The 26,466-nt window shown below is 52.4% G+C and carries 18 protein-coding genes; 11 read left to right on the top strand and 7 right to left on the bottom strand.

Annotated elements, in window-relative coordinates; translation table 11 throughout:
• Nucleotides 1-684 precede the first annotated feature (684 nt).
• Nucleotides 685-1,581, bottom strand: a complete 897-nt coding sequence (dapA, locus tag I6E40_RS07105; RefSeq protein ID WP_235386346.1) for a 4-hydroxy-tetrahydrodipicolinate synthase — start codon at nucleotides 1,579-1,581, stop codon at nucleotides 685-687.
• A 1,214-nt stretch (nucleotides 1,582-2,795) separates the two neighbouring features.
• On the opposite strand from dapA, the gene I6E40_RS07100 reads away from it, so the two are divergent.
• From I6E40_RS07100 to I6E40_RS07065, 8 genes are all read left to right on the top strand, one after another.
• Complete coding sequence (locus tag I6E40_RS07100; RefSeq protein WP_235386345.1) at nucleotides 2,796-11,015, top strand: leucine-rich repeat protein; 8,220 nt, start codon at nucleotides 2,796-2,798, stop codon at nucleotides 11,013-11,015.
• 54 nt (nucleotides 11,016-11,069) lie between these two features.
• On the top strand, nucleotides 11,070-11,225 hold the full coding sequence (locus I6E40_RS07095; RefSeq protein ID WP_235386344.1) for a hypothetical protein: 156 nt from the start codon (nucleotides 11,070-11,072) through the stop codon (nucleotides 11,223-11,225).
• A gap of 239 nt (nucleotides 11,226-11,464) precedes the next feature.
• Nucleotides 11,465-11,785 carry a T9SS type A sorting domain-containing protein gene (locus I6E40_RS07090; RefSeq protein ID WP_235386343.1) on the top strand — a complete coding sequence of 107 codons (321 nt, stop codon included), beginning with the start codon at nucleotides 11,465-11,467 and terminating at the stop codon, nucleotides 11,783-11,785.
• A 36-nt stretch (nucleotides 11,786-11,821) separates the two neighbouring features.
• Nucleotides 11,822-12,376, top strand: coding sequence for an RNA polymerase sigma factor (locus tag I6E40_RS07085; RefSeq protein WP_235386342.1), 555 nt, complete (start codon nucleotides 11,822-11,824; stop codon nucleotides 12,374-12,376).
• A gap of 188 nt (nucleotides 12,377-12,564) precedes the next feature.
• The gene (locus I6E40_RS07080) at nucleotides 12,565-12,987 is read left to right on the top strand and encodes a hypothetical protein (protein WP_235386341.1); all 423 of its coding nucleotides are present in this window, start codon (nucleotides 12,565-12,567) and stop codon (nucleotides 12,985-12,987) included.
• Between the two features lie 77 nt (nucleotides 12,988-13,064).
• Nucleotides 13,065-13,583, top strand: coding sequence for a hypothetical protein (locus I6E40_RS07075; protein ID WP_235386340.1), 519 nt, complete (start codon nucleotides 13,065-13,067; stop codon nucleotides 13,581-13,583).
• Between the two features lie 167 nt (nucleotides 13,584-13,750).
• A complete protein-coding gene (locus I6E40_RS07070; RefSeq protein WP_235386339.1) occupies nucleotides 13,751-14,359 on the top strand; it encodes a thiamine phosphate synthase in 609 nt (202 codons plus the stop codon).
• A 120-nt stretch (nucleotides 14,360-14,479) separates the two neighbouring features.
• Nucleotides 14,480-15,415: a ribose-phosphate pyrophosphokinase gene (locus I6E40_RS07065; protein ID WP_235386338.1), complete on the top strand. Its 936-nt coding sequence runs from the start codon at nucleotides 14,480-14,482 to the stop codon at nucleotides 15,413-15,415.
• Between the two features lie 85 nt (nucleotides 15,416-15,500).
• Here the strand turns inward: I6E40_RS07065 and I6E40_RS07060 are convergent, their stop codons facing one another.
• From I6E40_RS07060 to I6E40_RS07035, 6 genes are all read right to left on the bottom strand, one after another.
• On the bottom strand, nucleotides 15,501-16,742 hold the full coding sequence (locus I6E40_RS07060; protein ID WP_235386337.1) for a transglycosylase SLT domain-containing protein: 1,242 nt from the start codon (nucleotides 16,740-16,742) through the stop codon (nucleotides 15,501-15,503).
• A 33-nt stretch (nucleotides 16,743-16,775) separates the two neighbouring features.
• The gene (gene prfA, locus I6E40_RS07055) at nucleotides 16,776-17,888 is read right to left on the bottom strand and encodes a peptide chain release factor 1 (protein ID WP_235386336.1); all 1,113 of its coding nucleotides are present in this window, start codon (nucleotides 17,886-17,888) and stop codon (nucleotides 16,776-16,778) included.
• Nucleotides 17,889-17,952: 64 nt separating this feature from the next.
• The gene (locus tag I6E40_RS07050; protein ID WP_235386335.1) at nucleotides 17,953-19,485 is read right to left on the bottom strand and encodes a beta-propeller fold lactonase family protein; all 1,533 of its coding nucleotides are present in this window, start codon (nucleotides 19,483-19,485) and stop codon (nucleotides 17,953-17,955) included.
• Between the two features lie 61 nt (nucleotides 19,486-19,546).
• A complete protein-coding gene (locus I6E40_RS07045; protein WP_235386347.1) occupies nucleotides 19,547-20,695 on the bottom strand; it encodes an AIR synthase-related protein in 1,149 nt (382 codons plus the stop codon).
• A 63-nt stretch (nucleotides 20,696-20,758) separates the two neighbouring features.
• Nucleotides 20,759-21,361: a LemA family protein gene (locus I6E40_RS07040; RefSeq protein WP_235386334.1), complete on the bottom strand. Its 603-nt coding sequence runs from the start codon at nucleotides 21,359-21,361 to the stop codon at nucleotides 20,759-20,761.
• Nucleotides 21,362-21,417: 56 nt separating this feature from the next.
• On the bottom strand, nucleotides 21,418-22,332 hold the full coding sequence (locus I6E40_RS07035; RefSeq protein ID WP_235386333.1) for a TPM domain-containing protein: 915 nt from the start codon (nucleotides 22,330-22,332) through the stop codon (nucleotides 21,418-21,420).
• A gap of 198 nt (nucleotides 22,333-22,530) precedes the next feature.
• Between I6E40_RS07035 and I6E40_RS07030 the strand changes: the two genes are divergently transcribed.
• The 3 genes from I6E40_RS07030 to I6E40_RS07020 all read left to right on the top strand — a co-directional run bounded on the left by I6E40_RS07030 (nucleotide 22,531) and on the right by I6E40_RS07020 (nucleotide 25,841).
• Nucleotides 22,531-24,306, top strand: a complete 1,776-nt coding sequence (locus tag I6E40_RS07030) for an endonuclease (protein WP_235386332.1) — start codon at nucleotides 22,531-22,533, stop codon at nucleotides 24,304-24,306.
• Between the two features lie 265 nt (nucleotides 24,307-24,571).
• Complete coding sequence (gene pyrF / locus I6E40_RS07025) at nucleotides 24,572-25,399, top strand: orotidine-5'-phosphate decarboxylase (protein WP_235386331.1); 828 nt, start codon at nucleotides 24,572-24,574, stop codon at nucleotides 25,397-25,399.
• Between the two features lie 46 nt (nucleotides 25,400-25,445).
• Nucleotides 25,446-25,841 (top strand): hypothetical protein, encoded by a 396-nt coding sequence (locus I6E40_RS07020; protein ID WP_235386330.1) that lies wholly within the window; start codon nucleotides 25,446-25,448, stop codon nucleotides 25,839-25,841.
• Nucleotides 25,842-26,466: the final 625 nt, after the last annotated feature.

The following is a 26,466-nucleotide window of genomic DNA, read 5'->3' as shown; positions in this document are numbered from 1 at the left end:
CGGAAAGTGTTCCGAAAGGTTAAAAATGTTAATGTCAAATCGCCGAAAAAACGCTCAAAATTGTTGGATTTTTGGAAGCCTACCCCAACCCCTCCCTAAAGGGAAGGGCTTTTCAAAAGCCTACCCACAACCCCTCCCTAAAGGGAAGGGCTTTTCAAACTTCAACATGATGTTCCGTGCTGGGTTCTGTGTAGGGTTTGAAACGCCTCAATGTAGGGTTTAATGCATAGTTTGTGTATAGTTTGTGTATAGTTTGGGGCACAAACTATACATTTCGCAACTGACGGAGAATCAGCACGATGCAGGGTTGAATGTAGGGTTTGTGTATAGTTTGCAGAGTTTTTTTGTTTTCCCTTTTTTATACGTATATAGGTGTTGCGCGTGAGTTCAAAACTCTGTAGCAGGGAGTCAGCCTTCACCGTTTTTGGCTCAGCCTTCACCGTTCTCTGCTCAGCCTTCACCGTTCTTGGCTCAGCCTTCACCTTTCTTGGCTTTCACGTCGCGCGGTCATCCGTGGGCGAAAGGCGGTCGGACATGAAAAAGAGTGGGGCGGATGCGGTGAATGGCATTTTGTCCATCAACCGCATCCGCCTCACGCGAATCAATATGTTCATTTTGTGCATCTATGAATGCACGCGAATGTTCCAAAAAGCGCGCCTACACATTCCCCAGGCGCAGCCGGATTCAGTGCAACTCGGGGTGAGTGGCGACATACTTTTCAAGACCTGCGTAGGTCGCGGCAGAAACCGGCACCAAGGGGAGACGCAAGACGTTCTCCGCACGTCCCAGCACGTGGAGCAGGGACTTCATTCCGGCGGGGTTGCCGTCACAGAACAGCAGCGGATAGCAATCGTGGAGTTGTCGATGAATCTCTCTCGCTTTTTCCGTTTCTCCGGCGATGGCAGCGTGTGTCAGGTCGGCGAAAGCCACGGGGTAGGCGTTGGAAACGACTGAAATCACGCCCTTTGCCCCCAGGGTGCAAAGTGTGAAAGCCAAACCATCGTCGCCGCAGAGAACCTCAAAACCTTCAGGTGCGCCGAGGATGATTTTCTCAATCTGAGCCACATTGCCCGATGCCTCTTTGACTGCCACCGCGTTTGGACAGTCCGTGGCGATGCGAAGCGTGGTGGCTGCTTCAATGTTTACGCCCGTGCGTCCCGGTACGTTGTAAATCACCACGGGCAGGGGACTTGTTTCGCACACTGTCCGATAGTGCTGATAGAGACCTTCTTGCGAGGGCTTGTTATAGTAGGGCGCGACCACGAGGATGCCGTCAAAACCGGTGAGGTCGGTGTGTTGGATTCGTTCGCAAACGTTTGCGGTGCAGTTTCCGCCGAGTCCGAGGAGCAGGGGAAGACGTCCTTGGTTGACTTCCCGCACGCAGTTCATGACCGCCTGCTGTTCGTCTTGCGAGAGGCAGGGCGTCTCCGCCGTGGTGCCCAAAACGCAGAGAAAATCAGTTTTTCCCTCAATTTGAGATTTCACCAAAGCAGAAAGAGCTTTGAAGTCAATGCTACCGTCGGAAAGGAAAGGAGTGACGAGGGCTGTTCCCGCGCCTCTGAAAGGATTGTTTTTTTTCATGTTGGTCAATGCTGTTGCACTTTCATGGTGCAAAAATACGGGTTCGGCAGATAAGAAAAAAAGGAAAGGAAGATTTTTTGCGCAAAACGCACCATCAGAGTGCCTTTTCTGCGAAGAAGAGTTTGTAAAATGGGAAATGAGAGTCGCATGAAGACAGCGTCTGCATTCTTCCCATTCCAACTGTCTGAAGCAGCGCGTAGAAGCCGGAAATCAGAGAATACTTTCCTCTTCTCCTCCGCTAAGTAATATGAAAATAATAAGTTGCGTCAGATTTTCAAAGATGATGCAGTTTTTTTGAGGATTAAAATAAATATATCAGAAAAATTGCGGAAATAATTAATAAATCCATATATTTGCGCATTCTTATTTCAAATTTCATTTACTAACCTTAAAACTTCTTAGAAATGAGACACACGTATTCATTCTGGAAATTATTCTTCTTTCCAGCTTTGACATTCGGAATTTATCCCTTGGTGAAATTCACGTAAATGGGTGACGACATTGGAGCTCTTGACCACAAGTCCGCTGTTCCCTATTGGGTTGTGGCGCTTTTTTTAGCTCCCCTCACCCTGGGTATCTTTCCACTTGTTTGGTGGCACAAGATGTGTAGCAGAATTGGTGCTCTCGGTCCTTCCAATGGTTTCAGCGCTGCTTCTTTCTGGGGTTGGAACGTTTTGGGTATCTTCATCTTGATAGGTCCGTTGGTATTTTTGTGGAAGCTCTGCAACGCTCTCAACTCTCTCAGAGAAAAATCTGTAGCTTAATTCGTGATGGTTTCTTGGAACTCCGTATTCTAAAGTCTAAATCATTTTTTCATAGGCAGCCTTGCGCAGGAATATCCTCCGTGAGGCTGCTTTTTTGTGGTTCACTTTCTCCACATCGCTGAAAGAGTTCTGCAAGCACTATCGTAATCTTGCATTTGCCGGTTGACTCTTTAGAATCAGAAAACCATTGCCTTTGAACTGCAAAAGGCGGTTTCTTGAAATATTTTGAGTACTTTTGCCTCGACATAAATTTTTCAAATACACGATATGACACGACATACATGTATCATTCGCTCCCTACAGACAGGGCGGTTGGTTTTTGCGCTCCCCTCTCTAAGCTCTAAGCTCCCCTCTCTCGTTCGTGGTCTGAACATCTTATTGCTATTGCTTTGCATAGGAACTTTGACTGCGTCGGCAGCCCCCCATTTCGACATCTACTCGGTGAATGATATGCGGAGTTTCCGCACTGCCGTAGAGAATGGTCAGGCTGACGCTACTGCCAGACTGATGAACGACATCACCTTGGATGAGTCCAACTGGTTGCCGATAGGCACCGACTATGAATTTACAGGTGAATTCGATGGTTGCAATCATACCATCTATGGACTCCGACAGAAAGACCGCAGTTATTATGGCGGTCTGTTCGGGCAGTTAAAGGGTGGTATCGTCAAGAACCTTTATGTCCACAACCCCGATATGTATTACGATGTGGCAGCCCACTATGTGGGCACCATCTGCGGTTTTGCCACAGAGGGCACGAGGCATTCCAAGATACAGAACTGCCACGTGACAGGCGCCGTAGTGCAGGGTCGCTCCAACAGTTGGTATTGGGGCGGCATTGTCGGCAAGGCGGATGTGGGCTCTGAGGTGACCAACTGCACCTTCCAAGGCAAGGTGTTTGGCAAGAGCGAGATTGGCGGCATCGTGGGTGAGTTGAACTCCGGTGCCTCCGTCGAGGGTTGTATCCTCAAGAGTGGGTCAATAGTCCAGGGATGGAGTGATTATGTGGGTGGCATAGTGGGCTATCTGGAAGACACGGAGACCTATATCCGTAACTGCTTTGTGCAGGACGGAAGCGAGATTAGGATTACCGAAGGCAGCGGAGTTAACTGCGGCAAATATATCGGCTGCAATTATGGCGGCACCACCTACAACTCCTACTGGGTGGGCAACCTGGCCTATTACCCCACAGACAGAACCTATATTGGCGATAATAATACAACCATGTGGGAGGTGGAAGTGGTAAACATCGACAATCTCTCGTCGCCCACGGATATCACCATCTATAATGACATCGGCGCCACCTACGCTTATTATACGCGCCGCATCAAGAACGGGGCCTTTGCTAACACGTCGTCGGTGAGGTCCATCCGCTTTGCCGACTATTCGTCCGGAGGCGGCGAGCAGGCTTATAAGTGGATAGGCATGGAAATAGAAGACTATGCCTTTGACAACTGTCCGCAGCTGGAAGCCATCTACATGAGCTATACCATGCACTCAGGCAGAAACCATACCGTGATGCTCGGCCCCGGCGATGTGTATCCGTCGGGCAGCAATGCCTTTTCCAACTGTCCGAAGCTGAAGATATATGTAGATTTGTCGCTCTACGATGCCTTTGTGAATGATTCACGATGGAGTCCGTATAAGGACATCATCGTGCCCACCACCTCAATGCGTGTGGCGGAATTTGAGGTGAGCGGAGTGGCATACAACCGCAACCATCAGAAGAACGGAAGCGGTGACCCCGTGACACAGACGGGCTCGGGTGGCAAGACCGTTTACCAGATGCACGTGGTGGGAGCAGCCTCCGACCTCAGCTCATCCTACAACGGACTGGCCATCCTCTATAACGACCCGGGAGAGACCTACGCCTACTGCACCACAAGGGTATTGCCCGAGGCTTTCATGGGAAACACAGACCTGTATGCCGTGAGACTCTATGACACCATGTCGGGCAGCACCTACACATCGCCACAGTTTACCATCGGCAGCCGTGCCTTTGCCCATTGTCCCAACCTCAAGACCATCGACCTGGTGTATGGCAACAAGAGCGCCAACTGCTATACAGCCCTGTTGCCCGACGAGGTGACGCCCGAGGACACGACCATGCTCACAGGCTCCGACCATGCCTATATCCGCGTATGGCCCGACAAGGTGGAGGCATTCAAGAACCACGATAAATGGAAGCACTATGCCGACCGCATTGTGGCATGGGAGCAGGTGGCACGCGAATATCCCAATGTCGATGGACTCACCTACGAGGGATTTCTCGAGGCACCCAGCGGACAGAGACTGGACAATACAGACCTCTGCAGCACCACTGCAGGGCATAACGACATATTGGCAAGCAAGCTCAGTGCCCATGCCAACGATTTCGTCAGTCTGGACGTAAACAGTTTCCTCTCGTCGCCATCGGGCAGTAGCATCTACTATACCCATGTGAACAACGCCAGCAACCATTATCTGAGAGAAAACAAGGGCGTGGTGACCGTCTACAACGATATCGGAGCGACATACAAGTACAGGACGGTGATGATAGACTCGCTGGCATTCAAGCGCAATCCCTACGTCAGACAGATTTGCTTTGCTGACTGCTACAGCAATACGGGCAAGACCTACGAACCCCTCCAGATAATGATACAGAAGGGGGCATTCATAGGATGCGATAACCTGCGCACCGTAGACCTCGTTTACCAGAAATATATGGGTACCAATACCATAGAACCGCTCACGCCGAAGCAGGTGGTGCCCGCAAAGGGAATAATAGAAGACAACCAGCGCATCTATTTCCGTGTGAGTCCCGACCAGCTGGCCGCCTTCAAGGGCGATGCTAACTGGGCGCAGTATGCCGACCATATCGTACCCTACACCAACAGTTATGACATCTATACGGTGGACGGGGTGGTTTACAACTACTTCCCCGTGCTCAGCGAAGAGATCAAAAACACCGAGAGCGGATGGAACAAGTACTATTACTCCAACAAGCACAACGAGGCATTCCGCAAGGACTATATCACCCTGCGGTCCGGTCACGGAGCGTTCAACATGAAAGACATACTGACCTCCGACACCCTCTACAACAGTAAAGAGGTGTGGTATCTGCAGATTGCCGGAGTGGACAACGATGCCCTCGACGGGAATGATGGCAAGATGACCATCTACAACAATATCGGTGCCTATTATGACTATAAGACCATAGCCGTGGATGCCATGGCATTCCGCGATAACACCCATATCAAGTCGGTAGGGTTCTCTGACCTGAGCAGCGGATTTGCAAGCAACGATGCCACACAGATAGGACTGATATTGCCCAACCGTGCCTTTGAGGGATGCACAAACCTCAAGTATATAGACATGGTGTACTATGTGACAGACGGCACTAACCATTACGAGGCCCTGGGACCCAAGAACATCATTGTGGGCGACAGCGTGTTCAATGGCTGTCCCGATGACTTCGAGATACGAGTGACGGCAGAACGATATGGCGAGTTCGTGTCGGACCCGAACTGGTCGCAATACCGTGACCATATCGTCATCTACGACTATACGCCCACGGATGCCAGCCCCATGGTGGTGGATGGCGTGACCTACGAATATGCCGCACATCTGCTCAATGGCTATTCCACCCAACAGAAGGCCTACATGGCATGGTCGCTCTGGAACCTGCCCGTGCAGATGATCAAGTCGGTGGTGATGACAGCCCTCTTCACCTCAGCCATGCCTGCCGTGGGAGCACTCTCTTCGTTGCAGTATGGTCTGGGGGCATTTGCGCAGACCTTTGCCTACGAATATGCCGCCGCCGCTGCCACCTACGGACTCTCGGTGAGTGCTTATTTTGCCGAGCAGGTGGCCTTCACGGGTTTGCAATACGGCACCGAGATACTCCTGACGGAGATGGGATGCGGCTATCTCGGCAATACCATAAACCTCGGTTTCAATGCCGCCTTCTATGGAATAGTGGGCGGACTGCAGGCTGCCACCATGGGACTGGCACAGGCATCGCTCGCGCAGAGATTAGCGACAGGACTCGCGCAGACGGGCAAGGACTTCGCCATCGGCAACACCTTCCAAATGTTGAACCTCTATTCCGCCTACCAAGCCTTTGCCTCTTCCGACGACCCCGTGGAACTGGAGGCCACAAACAGCGACCCGAGTGCTGACCTCATCGGCCAGATGCTGTCCAACCACAACACCGCCATGAACTGGTGGAGCGGTACTGCCAAAAACCGCAAGATTGACAATGTGTACCACCTCTATATCGGCAAGGTGGACAATGACTATCTCAAAAAATACGATGGCGAGATGCGCATATACAACGATGTGGGCGCCACCAACCATTACCGCACCGTGGGCATGGACAGAAAATGTATGAGAGGCAACCAGAATCTCAAGAAGATTACCTTCCAGGACATCAAGGGCTGGGGAGCCTTCGGTGATGCCAAGACCACATTCCAGATGGCCGTGCCCGACAGCGCATTTGCAGGATGCACCAACCTGGAGCGCCTCAACATGTTTATGGAATGTACCGACGGCACCAACTCCACCCGTGCGCTGGGACCCGACAATTTCTGCCTCATGGGCACCCATGTCTTTGACGGATGCCCCAACCTGAAGGTATATGTGAGTCGCGACCGCTATGATGAGTTCAAGAACGACTCTATATGGTCCAAGCTGACCATCGTAGTGGACAAGGATTATGAGGAACCCGTGGCTGGCAGCGCCTGGGGAGCCTACTACGGCTATAATTTCGACCAGGGCTCGCTCTGGAGCATTGACGATGTGGACGGCAATACCGTCTACAACATGCACATCGTGAAACCCGACAACGACTATCTCTCGCAGCATCACCGGCTCACCGCCGTGACCGACTATGGATCGTATTTCAACTACAATACCACCTACGTGAATGCCCATGCCTTCCAGGGCAACGAGCACCTGCAGCATATCAACTTCAGCGATACCTATTACAGTACGTCACGATGCTATACGACACCGTCGTATGAATTCAGAGACTCCTGCTTCGCCGATTGCCCCAATCTCAATCGCGTGGACATGTATTACCTCTATCGCACCACCCGCCCCTTCCGGTTGTTACCCCTCACGCCTTCACAAGTCAAACTCCGCAAGGATGTGTTCGGCAATTCGCCGAAGGTGCGTTTCAATGTCTTCGCCGACAAATATGCCGAATTCCTGGGCGACAAGGAATGGGCGAAATACATCAAGCAGATAAGACCGAACCTTATCCGGCTGAAAGACGAGACAATGAGGGAGGCTTGTGTATACTACCGCTGCTCGGTGGAAGGAACCTATCCGATGGAACCGCTCTATCAGATTCCTATGGAGAATGACTCCGTGCCGGGAATGTTTGTAGCGAAAGAAAGCCCAGGATTCTATGGATTCCATAATGTGACCGATTTCGACGAGTTCAAATATTGGGGGCCCTTGGGGCTTAAGAAAATACCTGGTGGTGCGTTCAAACAGTGGTATGATCTCAATACCATCACTATCCCTGAATCGGTAGAGAGTATCGGGAGGTGGGCTTTCCATGACTGCAGGAGTCTCTATAACCTGATTGTGCCGGCTTCTGTCAAGTGGATCGGATCGGGGGCATTCGGTTTCGATTTTTCTATATTGAAGCCCGAGAATCGTGAATGCCCATACCACATCCATTTCAGGTCAGAGACTCCTCCTGAGGGTCTTTTGCATAGCTTACCTGAACTGAATGAAATGTACGAAAAAGGTTTTGAATACAAGATTTTCGTGCCTGCCCAGAGTTTGGCAGCCTATAAGAAGGCAGTGTCTCCTTGGTATGTTACCTATGTGTATCCCGAAGACGGCAGCCTTGATGCCTATCGCGAGATAGACATGCAGGGACAGCCGGGCACGCTGAAAGACAAGTTGGGGTATAAAGTAGAATACAACGATGACAAGAGAAGGAATGTCTTCAAATACTACAACCCTTATCTTGACAGCCTGAGAGTGGTCGGACCCATCAACAGTGCGGATGTCGAACTGATGGTCATGATGGCCAAGGAGTATGGCCTGACCTATCTCGACCTGAGCGATGCCTCGCTGCCTGTCGCCAATCAGTCCTTCGGTGACGCCAATATTGGAGGCAGCTACATCAATGGCGAGGTCTTCAAGGATTGTCGCGACCTGCAGACCCTCATCTTGCCTTCATGCGTCAGAATATGCGACCAGGGTGTGGTGGCCAACTCCTCAATCAGCACCCTCGTCTGTCCCGGCTTAACAGTGCTGGGAGAGGAAGAACTGGCATATTCCAGCGTGAAGGACCTCATCATGTGCGGCGACAAAAAGGTGTCCCTCGAGGAGGCCGTGGGCGACCGCAAGGGGGAGATAGACCTTTATGTGCCCTACGACCTTAATGCTGCCTATTCTACAGACGAGGGCAAGCAGGTGTTCAAGCACATCTATTCGCCCTATCTCGACAATGAGGTGTTCCGCATACTGTCATCGCGCGGCTATTACAACTTCAGCAAACTGGGACTGATGAAATCTACCCACAACTGGTTTACGGGTTCTTCCATTCGCCATTTCGATGAGTTGTACACGGCCATCAACGATACGGCACTCATCGACAGATGCTTTGCAGACTGCCGCCAACTGGAGTCCATATCTCTGCCTACCACCATCACCTACATCGACAACAGCGCATTCAGCGGTTGCGAGAAACTCAGGGTCATCAACGTGTTCTGCGCCATCCCGCCGCGATTGGAGAGCGAGAATGTCTTTGACGACCTGCCCGATGATTATGTAATCAAGGTACTCAGCAGCAACGTGAAGGCTTATCTGAAGGCATGGCCCGAGAAGGTGGCACGCCATATCGTGAACTTCGCCAATGCCGACCCCGTGGTGGAAATCCATGTGTCCAAGCATGGCACACTGGCTGACTCGCTCAATGTGAAACTGGACGAGAGCAAGATGGTGATTGCCAACGGCAACTTCGGCATATATCGCAAACTGCGCGTCTCGGGAGAGCTTGACCCCTTCGACATCAACATGCTGGCATCCATGGCGGGACAGTTGAGATACAAGGATGGGGATATGGTGGACAGTGATGTGCCTCTCACTAATATTGTACCCGACGTGATGCCTGCCAATGCCAACCTCAGGTATCTCGACCTCAGCGATGCCGTGCTCGTGGATCAAAATGGTAACAGGATGACACAGTTCTATACCACACAGTTCCAGAACTGCGACGCGTTGGAGACCATCATCCTTCCGCGCTCCCTGGTCACCCTGCCCAAATACGCCCTCGCGCATTGCAACAAACTCAAGCATATCGTGCTGGGCGAAGATACAAGGGTGCTGGCAGACCAGTCGGTGACCAACTGCCCGCGCCTCACTTATCTGACAACGTTCCATCCCAACCTCACCTTCGAGGGCAGCCCCTTCACATCGGGATATACGGTAGATACCTTGTTCTGTGCAGCGGTTGACCATCCCAAACTTGCTGCCATGTCCGGTGTGCAGAAGTGGATGAAGAGCGTGTATACCGCCTATCAGGACCTTGGTTTGATGAAGGCTTTTGCCACCCACGGTGTCCAGACGGAGCATAACCTGGGCGAGGTGAAGAGCTTCCGCAACTATTTCAAGAACAACCAGGAAGTAAAGGACCTGACTGCCCTGTCACGCTGTTTCAGGGTAACTGAACTGGATGACGGAAGCTTTGCGGACTGCAAGAATCTCAAGCGCATAGCCATGCCCGACAGCGTGGTCAAGATAGGAAGCCGACTCTTTGAGGGGTGCGACTCGCTGCGCTATATCGACTGGCAGACGAACCGACATGCCGTGATGACGACCGTTGATCGCAGCGACCCCGCAAGCCCGTTCTATGGCATGCCTGACCGAACGCTTATCTATTGCCCGCAAACAAGCGGACAAACCCTCGATGCCAACGTGATTAACACGGCTGACCCAGAGTCGTGGGAGGCAACGAAAATCGTACTCGACGATACACAACCCGTTGAGATACCATACCCCTTCATCACCGAAGAGGCTTCCATCAAGCGCACGTTCACCATCGGAAAGAAGTCGACGGTATACCTACCCATGGCTCTCGACGAGACAGCCGTGGCTGCCCTCGGCGCCTTCTACCAATATCAGAAATATGACTATGTAAACGAATGTATCGTGTTCAGGCGAGTCAGCACCACAGAGCCCGGTGTGCCCTATCTCTTCCTGCCGGCAAAGGAAACCATAGAGGCATCTGGCAGCATACAGGTGGACAAGACCATACCGATGCGCGAGGTGGGCGACGGCATGTTCGGCACATGGGAAGGCAAGAAATGGTATGAAAACCCATACGACATCTATGGCTATTCGTCGGCAGTGTCGGAGAAATACCCCAACGGACAGTTCGTAAGGGTGGGTGCAGGAGCGTCTGTAAGACCCATGCGCGGATGGTTTAAGCTCAGCACCGCCGCCTCTGCCAATGCCCGTGTGTTGGGCGTGCTCTATGAAGATGACGAAACAATTACAGGCATCATAGAGATGCAAGATGGGGAACCTGTGGATGACGGAACACTTGTAAACGTGTATTCCGTAGGCGGTAATGTGGTGCGGACATCAGTAAGCGCCGACAACTGTCTCGAGGGCTTGCCAAGCGGCATATATATAGTGAAGGGCAAGAAAATCATTGTGCCATAACAATCCATAGCAACACTACTTTAAGTGTTCATGACAATAACACGAAATACTAATATGAAAGCAACAAACAACAAAAAGGCAAAACGGTATATAAAACCCGAAATCAGCTGCTGCACCATCGAGCCCACTTATCTTGCGATGAGTAGTAGTGAATATTATGAGAAAGACATAACTCAATCTGAAGAATTTTATGATGGAGAGTTAGAATGACAATGTCCCTTATTATAAATAGCCGTTGTTCAACGGCTATTTATAGTATACAATTATCCTACATGTTCAAAGCAAAAAGCAATTATCCGTATGCCCGAAGTGCGGAAAGCCCTTTGAACGCAAAAAATGAGGAGAAAATTTGTGCTGGAACGTTCAAAAGCCTATATTTGCAGCGAAAACATTAAAGTCGTGACGTATGCGGAACCCCGCACGTTGTCATGCCGCCTCAAGATTTGCCCATGAAAAAAGTCTTACTCCTTATAGTTTTTCTTGTTGTTCCCTTCGCTGTGAACGCCGCTCAGATGCAGAATCCGGATTTGATCTCCGTGGTCGGCAACTTAGGTCCTGAAGACGGAAATGCTCCAGTCATCACCGCCAAGGGAAACATGGTTCGCGTCCAAAATGCAGACGGAAAAACGCTGGAAGTTTTTGACATCACCGGTCGCAAGATTGCTTCCCTGCGCATTGACTCTCCCGACCGCAGTTTCAATTTGAAGTTGCGCCGCGGGCTCTATTTGCTTCGCGTTGATGACGTTTCGCGCAAAACAATGGTGAACTAAGCTTCCGATTGTTCCTTTTTTCACACTCGCTTCCTCATGTCAGAAATTTCGGACAAGAGCTTGATAGAACGCCTTCTCAATCCGTCCACACGGGAGGAGGCGTTTCGCATTTTGGTGGAGCAGGAAGGACCGCGACTCTACAATCTCGTGCGGCGTATCGTGCAGTTTCACGACGATGCCGACGACGTCATGCAAAACACCTTCCTCAAGGCTTGGATGGCTTTGGACACGTTTCGTGCAGAGAGCAAAGTCAGCACGTGGCTCCACCGAATCGCCATCAACGAATGCCTGACCCTTCTTGGAAAACGCCGCCCCATGCAAAGCCTTGACGGAGAAGCGGAAGAACTCTCGGCGGAAATCAAAAACCTGGAAGGAGACACCTATTTCGACGGCGACGCCGCGCAGCTCAAACTCCAGGAGGCCATTGACACCCTGCCCGAGAAACAACGCATTGTCTTCAATCTGAAATATTTTGAAGAAATGAAGTATGAAGAAATGAGCGCCCTGCTCGGAACTTCCGTGGGTGCGCTCAAGGCATCCTATCACCTCGCGGTGAAAAAAATTGAACAAATCTGCAAGGAAGAAGACTGAAAATCAGAGGAAGGCAGAAGATTTTTTTCACGTTTTCTAAACCTTTTCTCTTTTCCTGCGTCAAACATACAGACGGACAAAGAAATAGCCGTTGCCGGAGACACCTGACGAACCATGTTCCGGTCTATATATAATAATGTATGGTTCGGTTTCACCGACCGCATTTCAAATTCAAACCACACAGCATCATGCAGACCCATCCTTTCAACTCAAGCGAAAATCCGCAAGCACAGGCTTCGCCGCTCGGCGAGGGATTTTTGGACAATGCCGCTCTGAAGGTCTCACCTTTTGTGGTGCCGGAAGGATATTTCTCCGAACTGAGCCGTCGCGTCATGGAACGCATCCGTCGTTCTGAGGAAGCGCGCCGCGAAGTATTCCGAGCTCCGTGGTATGTCAGCAAAATGCCCTACATTGCCGCGGCTTGCATCGTTGCCCTTTCCTTCGTCATTTCTTCTGTGCAGGACACGCTCGGCACAGACGTCAGCAGCGTCATCGTCTCAGGAAACAGTGCCGCCACCGTGCAAGACGGACTTGGCGTCTCGGTCGCCGAGGCGGACAAAGCCTACGACTATCTCATGATTTCCGGTGGCGTGGACGAGTTCCGCCCGTGAAAAACGCCCTTTGAAACCATTCCCTCCCACTCAAACATCATCGTTTTCAGATTGTTTTTTTCAAAAACGTCTCCATCATGAAACGCACCCATTTTTTCTCTCTCAGCACTTTCTTCCTGCTTCTGTTCCTCGCTTTGGGAAGCGTACAACCCCTTTCTGCACAGCCGCAAGGTCCGCGCCCCAGATGTGAGCGGGGAGGAGGAAGCCGTCACGGAAAAGCCTTTGACTTGAAGAAATTCCAAACAGAACTGTCTGCTCACATCACGAAAAAGGCAGGTCTCACCAACGAGGAAGCAGAACGCTTTTTCCCGCTCTTCTTCCAAATGAAAGCGGAGCAACGCTCGCTCATGCACAAAAAAGAAAAAGCCATCCGAGTCGCAGCCAAAAGACCCGGCATCACGGAGAGCGAGTGTCAGAAAGTCATTCGACAACTCAACGCCATTGATGAGAAATTTCAGAAAGTGGAAGGCACCTATTCCAAACGACTCATCAAAATCATTGGCGCAAAAAAGTATCTCAAAGTTCTGCAAGCAGACCGCAGTTTCGGACGTGACGTGTTCAGAAGAATGACCTCCGGACAGCACAGAAGAAAATGAAAACTGACAGAACACCCTGAAGGGGTGTCTTTGACAACACGCCTTTACAAAAAGATTGGAACCGTTGCAGGTTTCAATCTTTTTGTGGTTTCAGTGGCTGGCGAACGGGTTAAAATATGTATCTTCGCAGGCGAAAACAATCGCACACTTCAGAGCACGTTTTTTCTATGAAACTGATATTGATGACCACCCCTTCCTTTTTTGTGGAAGAGCATCAGATTCTGAATGCTCTCTTTGAAGAAGGGCTGGAAAGGCTTCATCTCAGAAAACCAAACACCGAACCCGTCTATTCAGAGCGCCTGCTGTCGCTCATTTCCGAGCAACATCGGAAGAAAATTGTGGTGCACGACCATTTCTATCTGAAACAAGAATATGGTCTTAGGGGAATACACCTCAATCATCGCAACCCCGAACCTCCCTCCCGCTACAAAGGACATCTCTCCGTCTCCTGTCACTCGGCAGAAGAAATTGTCGCACACAAAAAAGCGTGCGACTATGTCTTCCTCTCGCCCATTTTCAGCAGCATTTCCAAAGAACAGTACCCCTCAGCCTTCACCACGGCAGAACTCAAACGACTCGCGGAACAAAAAGTCATTGACCGGAGAGTCATGGCACTGGGAGGCATCAGCCTCGACCGCATCAAAGACGTCAAAGAACTCGGCTTCGGAGGCTGCGTCGTGCTCGGAGACATCTGGAACCGCTTTCAACTTCACACCACATCTGACTTCAAAGACCTGATCACTCACTTCCGCCGTTTGTTGCGGGCAGCAGAGTGAACAGGTCTCTGCTTTTTGAGAAGAAACCGACCTGCTTCGGAAGGGCTCGTTCGCTGATGCAGAAAGTCAAACCGCAGAAAATCATTCATTCACTCAAATAACTTTTTTTACTCAAAACCGATGGACAACCGTAGTTTTACCGTCTTCTCAGGCACCGCCTCACGCTATTTGGCAGAAAAAATCTGTGAGGAACTCCAATGCCCGCTTGGCAATCTCACCGTGACTCGCTTCGCCGACGGAGAGTTTGAAGTGTGCTATGAAGAAAGCATTCGAGGACGCGACGTCTTTCTCGTGCAGAGCACCTTCCCCAATTCTGACAACCTGATGGAACTGCTCCTCATGATTGATGCTGCCAAAAGAGCCTCCGCACGCAGCATCTGTGCCGTCGTCCCCTATTTTGGCTGGGCGCGCCAGGACAGAAAAAGCAAACCTCGCGTCAGCATCGGCGCGAAACTTGTTGCTGACCTCCTCAGCGTTGCCGGAATTGACCGTCTCATGACCATGGACCTCCACGCAGACCAAGAACAAGGATTCTTCAACGTGCCCGTTGATCACCTCTACGCTTCAACCGTCGTGCTCCCCTATATCCAAAGTCTCAACCTCGACAAACTTTGCATCGCCACACCTGACGTTGGTGGTTCCAAACGTGCCGCTTCCTACGCCAAATATCTTGACTGCCCCATGGTGCTCTGCAACAAGAGCCGCAAAAAAGCAAACGAGGTGGCTGACATGCAAATCATTGGCGACGTCAAGGGAATGGATGTCGTCCTCGTTGACGACATCGTGGACACCGCCGGTACCATCACGAAAGCCGCTGACCTCATCATGCAGCACGGAGCGCGCAGCGTCAGAGCCGTCGCAAGTCACTGCATCATGTCAGGACCGGCTGACGAAAGAGTTCAAAACTCCGCACTCGAAGAAATGGTCTTCACCGACAGCATACCTTATCGCGGAACCTGTCCCAAGGTGAAAGAAATTTCAGTCAGCGGAATGCTCGCCGAAACCATCCGCAGAGTGATGGACAACGAAAGCATTTCTTCGCAATATCTCATCTAAGAGTAACATTCGTTTTCCCCCAAAAAAGCGGGACTGTGAGTCACTTTTTCGTGAAACACAGTCCCGCTTGTTTGGTGTGATTCTCTCATTTGTTCTCTTTCCCGGCGTTTTGCATTTCCTCGGGAGAGAGAATTTTTTGTTGTGTGCTGAAACGGTTGCGCTTGTGAGTCGCCGGTGCCGGCGCGGCACTGCCGGGTGAGGGGAGGGGAGTGGAGACCACGGGTCGTCCGCCGTAGGCAGCCCACCGCTGCAGCACAGCCTCCACGTAGTGATAGGTTTCGCTGCCAATCATGTAGCCGTGCGTCACCACAGGGTCGCGGTAGAAGCGAGGCTGCTCCAGATGGAGCACGAACGGTGCGACGCTCGCCCAGTTCTGCGGATTCGCCCCGTGCTTGCGAGCCAGTTTCTGCGCGTCGCGGATGTGTCCCGTGCCGCCGTTGTAGGAGGCGAGCACAAACGGAATGCGTGCCACCGGGTCGCGGATGTCGCTCCACTGCCGCTGAAGGCGGAGGATGAGGCGCGCTGCCGCTGCCACGTTGTCGTTCGGGTTGAAAATCTTGGCTTCCGAAAGTCCAACGCTTTGTGCCGTGGCAGGCATCAGTTGCATCAAACCCTTTGCTCCAGCCCAAGAAATTGCCGAGGGGTCAAAGGCAGATTCTTGATAGCACTGAGCAGCAATGAGTTTCCAGTCCCATCCCGTCTGTGCAGCCGCTTCCTTGAAGAGAGGGTCGTAGGTCGAAATGATGCCTTTTTGCTGAGAGACGAAGGCAGGGCGCGGGGTGCGGCGCACGGTGTGGCGACGTGCCACGCGTTCTTTTTCGTTTTTTATCACTTCTTGCAGCAGTCGGCTGCCGTACCATTCATCCAGTACTTCAGCAAGTCCCTTTTCGTCTGCCGGAACCATCCAGGCAGTGTGGCGAGTGGAATCTTTGGCGCCTGCTGCCCGGAGTCCGTGGCTTTTGGCAAAAGACTCGGGAAGTTGCAGCGCAATCAAATCGGCGTCGCCGTTGAGCACGTGGTTCACCAGCGTGAGCGTGTCAGATGCCACCTCCACTCTGATGCCCACGCCGAGCGATGCGGCGAAACGCTGTGCTAGGGCAAATTGCACGCCGAACTCCTGTCCTTGATAGTCATAGTAGGTGTCCGGACCGCTGAGTGTCGTCACGATGAGTTCGCCCGAAGCCACAATCCGACTGACGGCGGAGGTGTCCGCCGAGTGGGAAGAGAAGGCTCCCGAGCGGGAGGTCTGTTCCGAATCGCTTTTCGTTTGTTGACAAGCGGAGAGCAGACAGAGCAAGGTGAGGGCGAGAAAAAGTGTTTGACGCATGGGGCAAAGGCATCCTGCTGCGGCGGGCAGGGGTCAGAGTTCCGCTTCCTTCAAGCGTTCCGCGTTTTCTGCCACGATGAGGTGGGAGATGCAGTCTTGGATGTCGCCGTCCATGAAGGCTTGAAGATTGTAGATGGTGTAGTTGATTCTGTGGTCCGTGATTCGTCCCTGCGGGTAGTTGTAGGTGCGAATTTTGGCGGAGCGGTCACCGGTTGAAACCAGTGTTTTGCGTCGTGAGGCGATGTCGTCGGTGTATTTCCGGTGTTCGCGGTCGTAGATGAACGTGCGGAGTCTCGCCAGAGCGCGTTCCTTGTTTTTGGGTTGGTCTCGGGTTTCGGTGCACTCAATCAAAATCTCCTCAGTTTCTCCCGTCACGGGGTTCTTCCAAGGATAGCGGAGACGCACTCCGGATTCCACTTTGTTCACGTTCTGTCCGCCGGCGCCGCTGGAGCGGAAGGTGTCCCATTTGATTTCGCCTTCGTGGATGACCACGTCAAAGGCTTCTGCTTCCGGCAAAACTGCGACGGTCGCGGCGGAGGTGTGGACACGACCTTGCGTCTCGGTGGCAGGCACGCGCTGCACTCGATGCACACCGCTCTCGTATTTCAGCACGCCATAGACTCCTTCCCCGGTCACGGAGCAAACAATTTCCTTGAAACCTCCGGCAGCACCTTCGCTCGCACTCGAAACCTCCAACTTCCAGCCTTTCTGCTCGCAGAACTTGGAGTACATTCGGAAAAGGTCGCCGGCAAAGAGAGCCGCTTCGTCGCCCCCCGTTCCGCCGCGTATTTCCAAAATCGCATTGCGAGCGTCCTCGGGGTCGTTGGGGATGAGCATGAGACGAATTTTCTCTTCCAGTTCCGGGAGTTTCTTTTCGCAGGCAGCCAACTCCTCGCGCGCCATTTCTTTCATGTCGGGGTCATCGTCGTGTAGCAGGATGCTTCGGCTCTCCTCAATGCCTGAGAGGAGAAGCGCATAGTCGCGACGAGCGTCCATGAGGTCGCTGAGCTCTTTGTATTCTTTGGTCAGACGGACGTAGCGCGGCTGGTCAGCCAGCACGGCGGGGTCGGTGATGAGCGTGGAGACTTCTTCAAAGCGGGACTTCAACCCGTCAAGTTTGGAAAGCAGGCTTTCGGAGGTGGACATATATAATATGTATAGGTGTGAGTTTGTGCAGAGTCTTCAGAATCTGTGGAGAGACTTTGTGTGGTTAGTGGCGTTTGGAGAGTCCCCACCAGATTCCGCCGCAGAGGAGAACCGCTCCTCCGCCGGCGCAGCAGGGAATCCAGGGAAACGAATCGCTCGCTTCGGCAGCATTTTTTCCGTCGGCGCAAGCGGGCGGAGTCGTGGCAGCGGTGTCGGTGGCTGTGGAGTCTTTGGGCACGGGCAACTCTTTGTAGTCCACGGTGAAGATGTCCACCGCATTGCCGCCGTGGTTCGAGCGACCTTGGGAGGTCGTATAGACGAAGTGACCATCGGCAGAGACGTCCAGCCCGACGGGATAGGAGTCCACGTTGATGTAGCCAATCATCTTCATGCTCTTTGTGTCCACCACGCAGAGTTTGCTTGAGGTGTTACAAGCCGCGAAGATATACTGTCCGTCGGGTGTGGCTTGGATGGTGCGTGCGCCGGTGCCGACTTTGCAGTTTGTCCATTTGTCGGCTGCCACGACTGCGCTTCGTTTTGAAGCGTTCAGCGCCTGTGCCTCTTCGACGAAGGTGCGCCAGGGAATGCGTTGCACATATCCCTTCGCGTTGATGCTGAGGTAAAGATAGTCGCCGCTGATGATGAGGTGGCGCACGTTGGGCATCATGCCCGTCAGGCGTCCCATGTATTTTTTCTCTGCCAAATTGATGACGGCGATGCCACCGCCGCCGCCCATGCAGCCGACGAGCAGATATTTGTTGTCCGGCGTGAAGACCGTTCCGCGGAGGGCATAGCCGCTTCCGTTGTCTCTGTCCACGGGCGTGGTGAGGCTGTAGTTCAGCGGGAGCACATGGTCAATGACGATGCAGGCTTCGTGTTTCCATTCGTTCGGATTCGGAGAGGAGATGTCGATGAGTCCGACCGTGTTGTTTCCCCAGTGAGCCACGGCGATGGTTTTTCCGTCTCGCGAAGTCGCAATCATTTTGGGCAGTGGTCCTGTCTCCATGAGTTTCACGATTTCGTCGGTCTCCGTGTCAATGACGGCGAGTGCCGACGGGTCTTGTGCGTTGATGTCGTAACTGCGTCGGTAGTAGGGCACCCAAAGGTAGCGTCCGTTGTGGGAGAAGGTGCTTTCCACCGGCTTTCCCATGAAGTGGTTGTTTTTGGGATAGTGTGTGAACGGATAGAGTGGGGAGGGTGTGCTCCAGAGTTTGTCGTGAGCGGCAGAGAAGTTGTGTTTGACGACCTTCAGTTTGCGGTTGGTTTCGCTTTCGAAGACCACGGTCGTGCCGCCTTCCAGGGAGTTCACGTAGTATTTCTTTCCGTTCGGATGAATGTGCACGGATTTCGGCGAGTTGATGGCTTCGTCGCGTGTGTCGGCGGAGCCGCCATAGTTTTGACGTTTGCCGACGAGTTGGATGGTCAGTTTTCCGTCGTCGGAAACGACTTTTTCTCCGATGTTCGGATGCACCACGGGTGGAACGCTTTTCTGTGCGAGTGCAGAGAGGGAGGCAACTCCGGAAAGACACAGAAAACACAGAGCTGCTCGGGCGGCTCTGTGTGAAAGAGATTCGGAAACAAAAGAGAAGAGGTTCATTTTGTTTGGGGAACAGAGAATGTTTGGAAATATCTTTTAGAAAGTTCTCTCGGAGTTGAAATCAATAGTGGAACGTACCAAATTCGCTTTGGATGGTCAGTGATTTTTTGCCTTCCTCGATGCGTCCCACGATTTGTGCGTCGATGTGGAAACTTTGGCTCAGCGCGATGACCTTCTCTGCCAGTTCGGGTCGAACGTAGATTTCCATTCGGTGTCCCATGTTGAAGACTTTATACATTTCAGCCCAGTCCGTTCCGCTTTGTTCGGCAATCGCTTTGAAGAGTGGTGGCACGGGGAACATGTTGTCCTTGATGACTTTGCAGTTGTCGCCGACGAAGTGAAGTACTTTCGTTTGTGCGCCTCCGGTGCAGTGCACCATGCCGTGAATCTCCGGTCTCATCTCGTCGAGGAGAGCTTTGATGACGGGGGCGTAGGTTCTTGTCGGTGAGAGCACCAGTTTTCCTGCGTTCAGCGGTGAGCCTTCGACGTCGTCGGTCAGCCGATAGTTTCCGCTATAGACCAGTTCCTCGGGCACCGCTTTGTCGTAACTTTCGGGGTATTTCTCTGCGAGATATTTTGCAAAGACGTCGTGTCTTGCGGAAGTGAGTCCGTTGGAGCCCATGCCGCCGTTGTATTCTGTTTCGTAGGTGGCTTGTCCGCAGGAAGAGAGTCCGACGATGACGTCTCCCGGTTGGATGCGTGCGTTGTCGATGACGTCCTTTCTTTTCATTCGGCAGGTCACGGTGGAGTCCACGATGATGGTTCTGACGAGGTCTCCAACGTCAGCGGTTTCTCCGCCGGTGGCATAGATTCCGATTCCCATGTCGCGGAGTTGTGCCAGCAGTTCGTCGGTTCCGTTGATGATGGCGGAAATCACTTCGCCGGGGATGAGCATTTTGTTTCGTCCGATGGTTGAACTGACGAGGATGTTGTCAACGGCTCCGACGCAGAGGAGGTCATCGGTGTTCATGACGAGCGCGTCTTGCGCAATGCCTTTCCAGACAGAGAGGTCGCCCGTCTCTTTCCAGTACATGTAGGCGAGAGAAGACTTCGTGCCTGCGCCGTCGGCGTGCATGATGTTGCAGTAGTCCGGGTCTCCGCCGAGGATGTCGGGAATGATTTTGCAGAAAGCCTGCGGGAAAAGTCCTTTGTCAATGTGCTTGATGGCGTTGTGCACATCTTCTTTCATGGCGGAAACGCCACGCATCATGTAACGTTGTTTGCTGTCCACGGGATTTTGGGGATTATACTTATATATAAAAAAGGTGTATTTTTAGAAATTGACGGTGGGAGCCTGCTCCGCGCCGGCTTGTGCTTCAAACTGCGTTTTGCGTTCAAAACCGAAGATTCCAGCCACGATGTTCGTGGGGAACTTGCGTACGCTCACGTTGAATTCCTTGGCGCTTTCGTTGTAGGTGCGGCGGCTCTCGGCGATGCGGTTTTCCGTTCCCTCCAGTTGAGCCTGCAGTTCGGAGAATTGTTCGCTGGCTTTCAGTTCGGGATAGTTTTCTTGCACCATGAGCAGTCTTCCGACGAGGTTGGAGAGTTCGCTCTGCGCCTCTTGGATTTGTTTTGCTCTTTCGGGTGTCAGGTCTTCTGCGTTCACCATGAGAGAGGTGGCTTTTGCGCGAGCTTCCACGACTTTCGTCAGCGTTTCGTTTTCGTGAGAGGTGTAGCCCTTCACGGTGTTCACAAGGTTCGGGATGAGGTCAGCGCGTCTTTGATACTGACTTTGGAGGTTGCTCCACGCCGTGTTGACAGTTTCTTCTTTGGAGATGAGACCGTTGTAGGAAGAGAGCGTGCCGAGCACGAGCACCACGATGACCGCACCGAAGAAAATCAGCGCGATGGTTCCTTTGGAAATGGGTTTAGACATATGAAAGAATAGAATTTGAAATGGTGAATAAACTTGTGTTGGGGTGGGGCAGTCGTTCAGAAGCGCCCTCCGCTTCCTCCGCCACCAAACATGCCTCCTCCGAACGAGCCTCCGAACGAGCCTCCGCCGAATCCTCCGCGGGAGCGTCCGCTCATCATGCCCGTCATGGCTCCCCATGCTGCGGCTTCGCCGAGTCCGGAGTCTGAGTTGTCTTCCGTGAGTTCCACTTTTTCGTGTCCGCAGCGCGGGCAGCGTTTCACGACTCGGATGACGTTTCTGTGGTTGGAGGTTCTGAGTCGTTCTTTCTTGACCACCTTCAGCATGGCTTGCTTGCAACTCGGGCAGCGGTTGCTTTTGGCGGCAGCAAGCAGAATGACCAGCATGAAGATGCCGAAGGCAATCAGGGCGATGACTCCGAGCACCACGTCTTCATCCTCGTCGTCGCCCATGGCTTTTCTGACCGTCTCGTCCTGACGAATGATGCCGTCGAGCGCTTTCACGGTTTCTTCAATCGCGGCGTCCCATTCCTGCTTCTTCAGGTGCGGCACCATCACTCGGTTCTGCACCCTTCGGCAGATGGCGTCGGGAAGCGTGCCTTCCAGTCCCGTTCCGGTCAAGATTTGGTAGGAGCGATCCTCCGTCGCAAGCACGATGATGAGTCCCGTGTTTTGTTTCGCCGCTCCGATTTTATATTTCCGCGCCAGTTCCATTCCGAACTCGTAGGGGTCATCGCCTTTCAGTCTTTTCACGACGACCACCACGGTTTGCACGCCCTTGTCTTTTTCCAGGTGGAAGAGGATGCTGTCCGTTCGGGCGCGTGAACTTGCCTGCAGAATGTTTTCCGGGTCGGCGACATATTTCGTCGCATCCTTCAAATAGGGGATGGGCACGTTCTCCGCCGTCCAACTCTCTGCACGCACGCCGAGCAGACTTGCCAATGCGAAAAGGAAGAAAAGAAGAGTCTTTTGCATGAGATGACGTATTGTTAGGGGCAAAGTTACACAGATTTTCAGAGATTCACCGCAAACTTTCCGCTCATTCGTGGGTAGATGAACTTTTATTGCTACTTTTGCTTGGCAAAACGGAGGTCTTTCCTATACCAATCTCTATTTTTGACAGAAAAACCTACAAAAAAGCACCTCCTTTAATCAAAACTTATATAATTTATAATGTACACGAAAAACATTTCCAGACTTTGCCTTCTGGCAATTCTGAACCTCTGCTCAGTCGTTCTCCTCGCTCAAATTCCGGCAGGCTACTACAGCGCGGCTAAAGGAAAAAGCGGAAAAGCACTCAAAACCGCGCTCCACGGAGCCATCAAAAGTCACGTCGCCCGAAGTTATGACAACCTCTGGGATGACTACAAAACCACTGACGTACGTGCCGACGGAAAAATTTGGGACATGTATTCCAACATCACTTCCTACGTCCCGGGAGGCTCGGCACAGGGAAAGAACTACCGCAAGGAAGGCGATGCCTACAACCGCGAGCACTCCTTCCCGAAGAGTTGGTTCAACGATGCGAAGCCCATGTACACTGACCTCTTCCACGTCTATCCCACAGATGGTTACGTCAACAACCGTCGCTCCAACTATCCTTTCGGAGAAACCGCGGGCGAGACCTATCAGTCCTCGGGCGGCTTCAGCAAACTGGGCAAGTGCACCGTCAGCGGCTACTCCGGCACGGTCTTCGAACCCGCGGATGAATATAAAGGTGACTTCGCCCGCTCCTATTTCTACATGGCGACCTGCTACGAAGACAAAATTGCTTCCTGGAGTTCCCCCATGCTTTCCGGAGACTCCTACACTGCCTACGCCTCTTGGGCTCTTCAGATGCTCCTGCGCTGGGCTGCCCAAGACCCCGTGAGCGAAAAGGAGATTGCACGAAACAATGCGGTCTATGGCATCCAAAAGAACCGTAACCCCTTCATCGACTTCCCGGGGCTTGAACAGTACATTTGGGGAAGTCTCACCTCCGCCGCTTTCGACCCTGATAACTATGAAAACACCGGGGGCGGAGGCTCCGAACCGCTTCCCGATTTGGACGCTCCCGTCTTCAGCGTGGCTTCCGGCTCCACCGTCGAAGCCGGTTCCAAAGTCCGCATCTCTTCCGAAACCTCCGGCGCCACCATCTTCTGGCGCATCAACAGCGAGGACTGGCAGTCGGGAAGTTCCCCCGTCGAAGTCACCATCAACCGCAGCTGTACACTGACGGCATACGCCTTCCTCGGCACACGACAAAGCGAACAGGTCACCGCCACCTACAACGTGCCGGGCGGACTGCCCACCGGGGAGCGCACCTACCGCCTCATTGACGACGAAGCCGACCTCGTGCCGGGACTGAAGTTCTTGATTGTCTGTCCCGTAAAAAATGTCGCTCTCAGCAGCGCGAACAACAACGTCCGCACCTCTGTCGCCGTGGAGTTTGACAACGACGACAAGACTTCACTCACCACCGAGGTCAGCACCTCCGAATCTCTGCCCTACGAACTCGAACTGAGAGACTGCGGACAGCAGGGCAAGTGGAGCATCTTCTGTGCTGCCGATGGCTTCTGGCTCGGGCTCACTTCTTCGGACAACAAACTGCACTCCCTCAACGACAACTCCTCGGAAGATGCGTGGTGGACCATCTCGTTTGACTACGATTCTTCAATGACCTACGCTTACATTCTCTCGCCTGCCCACGGCAACCGCGCCATGCGCTACAACTCAGGTGCGCCTCGCTTTGCCTGCTACGCTTCCGGTCAACAACCCATTGCGATTTATGGCTACGACGGCTCAACCTCTTCCGTTGGCACCACCGTCGCTGACGAGAAGAAAGGAGCGGTGCGCGTGGTGGACGCCTTCGGACGCACCGTCCGCATCCTGCCCGCCGGAAACTCTGATCTCAGTGGACTGCCCGCCGGCTTCTATGTCGTGGGCAACAAGAAGGTCATTGTGAAGTAAGTTGGCGTAGGTCTTAACTTTGGCTTTGGCATAGCTCAAGCGGCGTTGAACCTTCGCGCAGCGACCCTTTGACTCTTTGTCTCTTAGACTCTTTGTCTTTTTGACTCTTTGTCTCTTAGTCTCTTCGTCTCTTTGTCTTTTCGACTCTTTGTCTCTTTGACTCTTTGACCATTGACCGTTGACCATTGACTGTTGACTATTGACCGTTGACTATTGACCGTTGACGCCCCAACTCTTAGTCTCTTTGACTCCAAAAACCACTCTCATGAACAAGCAAGAACTTTTTGAACAGATTCGTCTCAAACGCAGTTTCCTTTGTGTCGGGCTTGACCCCGATGAGCGCAAACTTCCCGCCCATCTGGCAGATGCCGAAGATCCCATCTTTGAGTTTAACCGCGCCATCATTGACGCCACCGCGCCCTATTGCGTGAGCTTCAAGCCCAACCTTGCCTTCTATGAAAGCTGCGGTTTGAAAGGTTGGCAGTCCTTCATCCGCACTGTGGAACACATTCGTGCCAATCATCCCCACCATTTCATCATTGCCGACGCCAAGCGCGGCGACATTGGCAACACCTCCGCCATGTATGCCCGCACGTTCTTTGAAGAACTTGATGTGGACGCCCTCACCGTGGCTCCCTACATGGGTGAGGACAGCGTCACCCCTTTCTTGAACTATGCCGGCAAGTGGGTCGTCCTCCTCGCCGCCACGAGCAACAAAGGCTCTTTGGATTTTCAGATGACGGAAGACGCCGAGGGCGAGCGCCTCTTTGAGAAAGTGCTCCGCGTCTCCTCCGCCTGGGGCGGTGACGACCGGATGATGTATGTCGTCGGTGCCACCCGCGGTCGTTTGTTTGAAGACGTGCGCCGTCTTGCTCCCCACCACTTCCTGCTCGTTCCCGGTGTCGGTGCCCAAGGCGGTTCGCTGGAAGAAGTGTGCCGCTACGGCATGACCGACGAGTGCGGACTTTTGGTCAATTCCTCTCGCGGCATCATCTACGCCTCCTCCGGCACCGATTTCGCTGAGGCTGCCGCCGCTGCCGCCCGTCAGGTGCAGGAGCAAATGGCAGAAATCCTCACCGCTCGCGGACTTTGAACGTACGTAAAGTTTATCTCCATAACCACTTTATTTCTATCGCCTTATGAAAAAGTTTTTCCTTCTTTTTCTCCTCGCTATTTGCTCGCTGAACGTCAATGCGGAGGAACCGCGTCGAATCTATGCATTCTTGGTGCATGATTCAAACTCTTATGCTGTGGTAATTAAAGAAACTACGTGTCAAGGCAATGGCTGGTCCGGTTTCGACTGGAAAGGCAATGCTTTGTTGGATGAAAATGGTGAAAGAGTTCGGTTCAACAATTTCTTGCCGCTCATTGCTTATATGCAGTCCAGAGGATGGACTTTCCCTGATGTAGAGGGGCAGATGAGAGCCATGTCACAACAAGTTGTTCACGGTATTACCATGTTCCTCATGTACCACGAAGCCACCGAAGCAGAATGGCTCGAGTGGATTGAACGCGGTAAATTCAAAAAGAAATAAGAGGCTATTGCTGCCATCCCAATTTTCCCCCATTGCTGTCCGGTAGGGTTTGTTGTCATCAACCAAACTTCCACCGGACAGCATTTTTGTGTTTTTAGGCCCCCTGCCGCTACACGCTACGTAGATAAAAGGGGAAGCCAGTCACTACACTATACATAAATAAAAGGGGAAAACAAAAAACTATACAAACTATACACAAACCCTACATTCTCCTCTGCATTGCGCTGATTTTCTGCGCGTTGCGAAATGTATAGTTTGAAGCGCAAACTATACACAAACTATACACAAACTATACATTGAAGCGTTCAAAACCCTACACGAAAGGTGGGGGAAAACCCTACACAGAACGCTACATGGAAGCGTTCACAACCCTGCACGAAACGGAGTCTCAAACCCTGCACTGCAACGGCGCGCAGTTTACTTAGAAACGCACCTAAGTGAAATTAGGAGTAGGCTAATTTAACCGGGTGCGCTCCTAATTTTTCCTGGGTGCGCTCCCAGTTTTTCTTAGGTGCGCTCCTAATTTTTCCTGGGTGCGCTCCCAGTTTTTCTTAGGTGCGCTCCTAGTTTTTCCTGGGTGCGCTCCTAGTTTTTCTTAGGTGCGCTCCTAGTTTTTCCTAGGTGC

This window comes from Prevotellamassilia timonensis (assembly GCF_021531665.1).
In the GTDB taxonomy this organism is placed as follows: domain Bacteria; phylum Bacteroidota; class Bacteroidia; order Bacteroidales; family Bacteroidaceae; genus Alloprevotella.
This window is presented reverse-complemented; position numbering and strand designations above follow the sequence as displayed.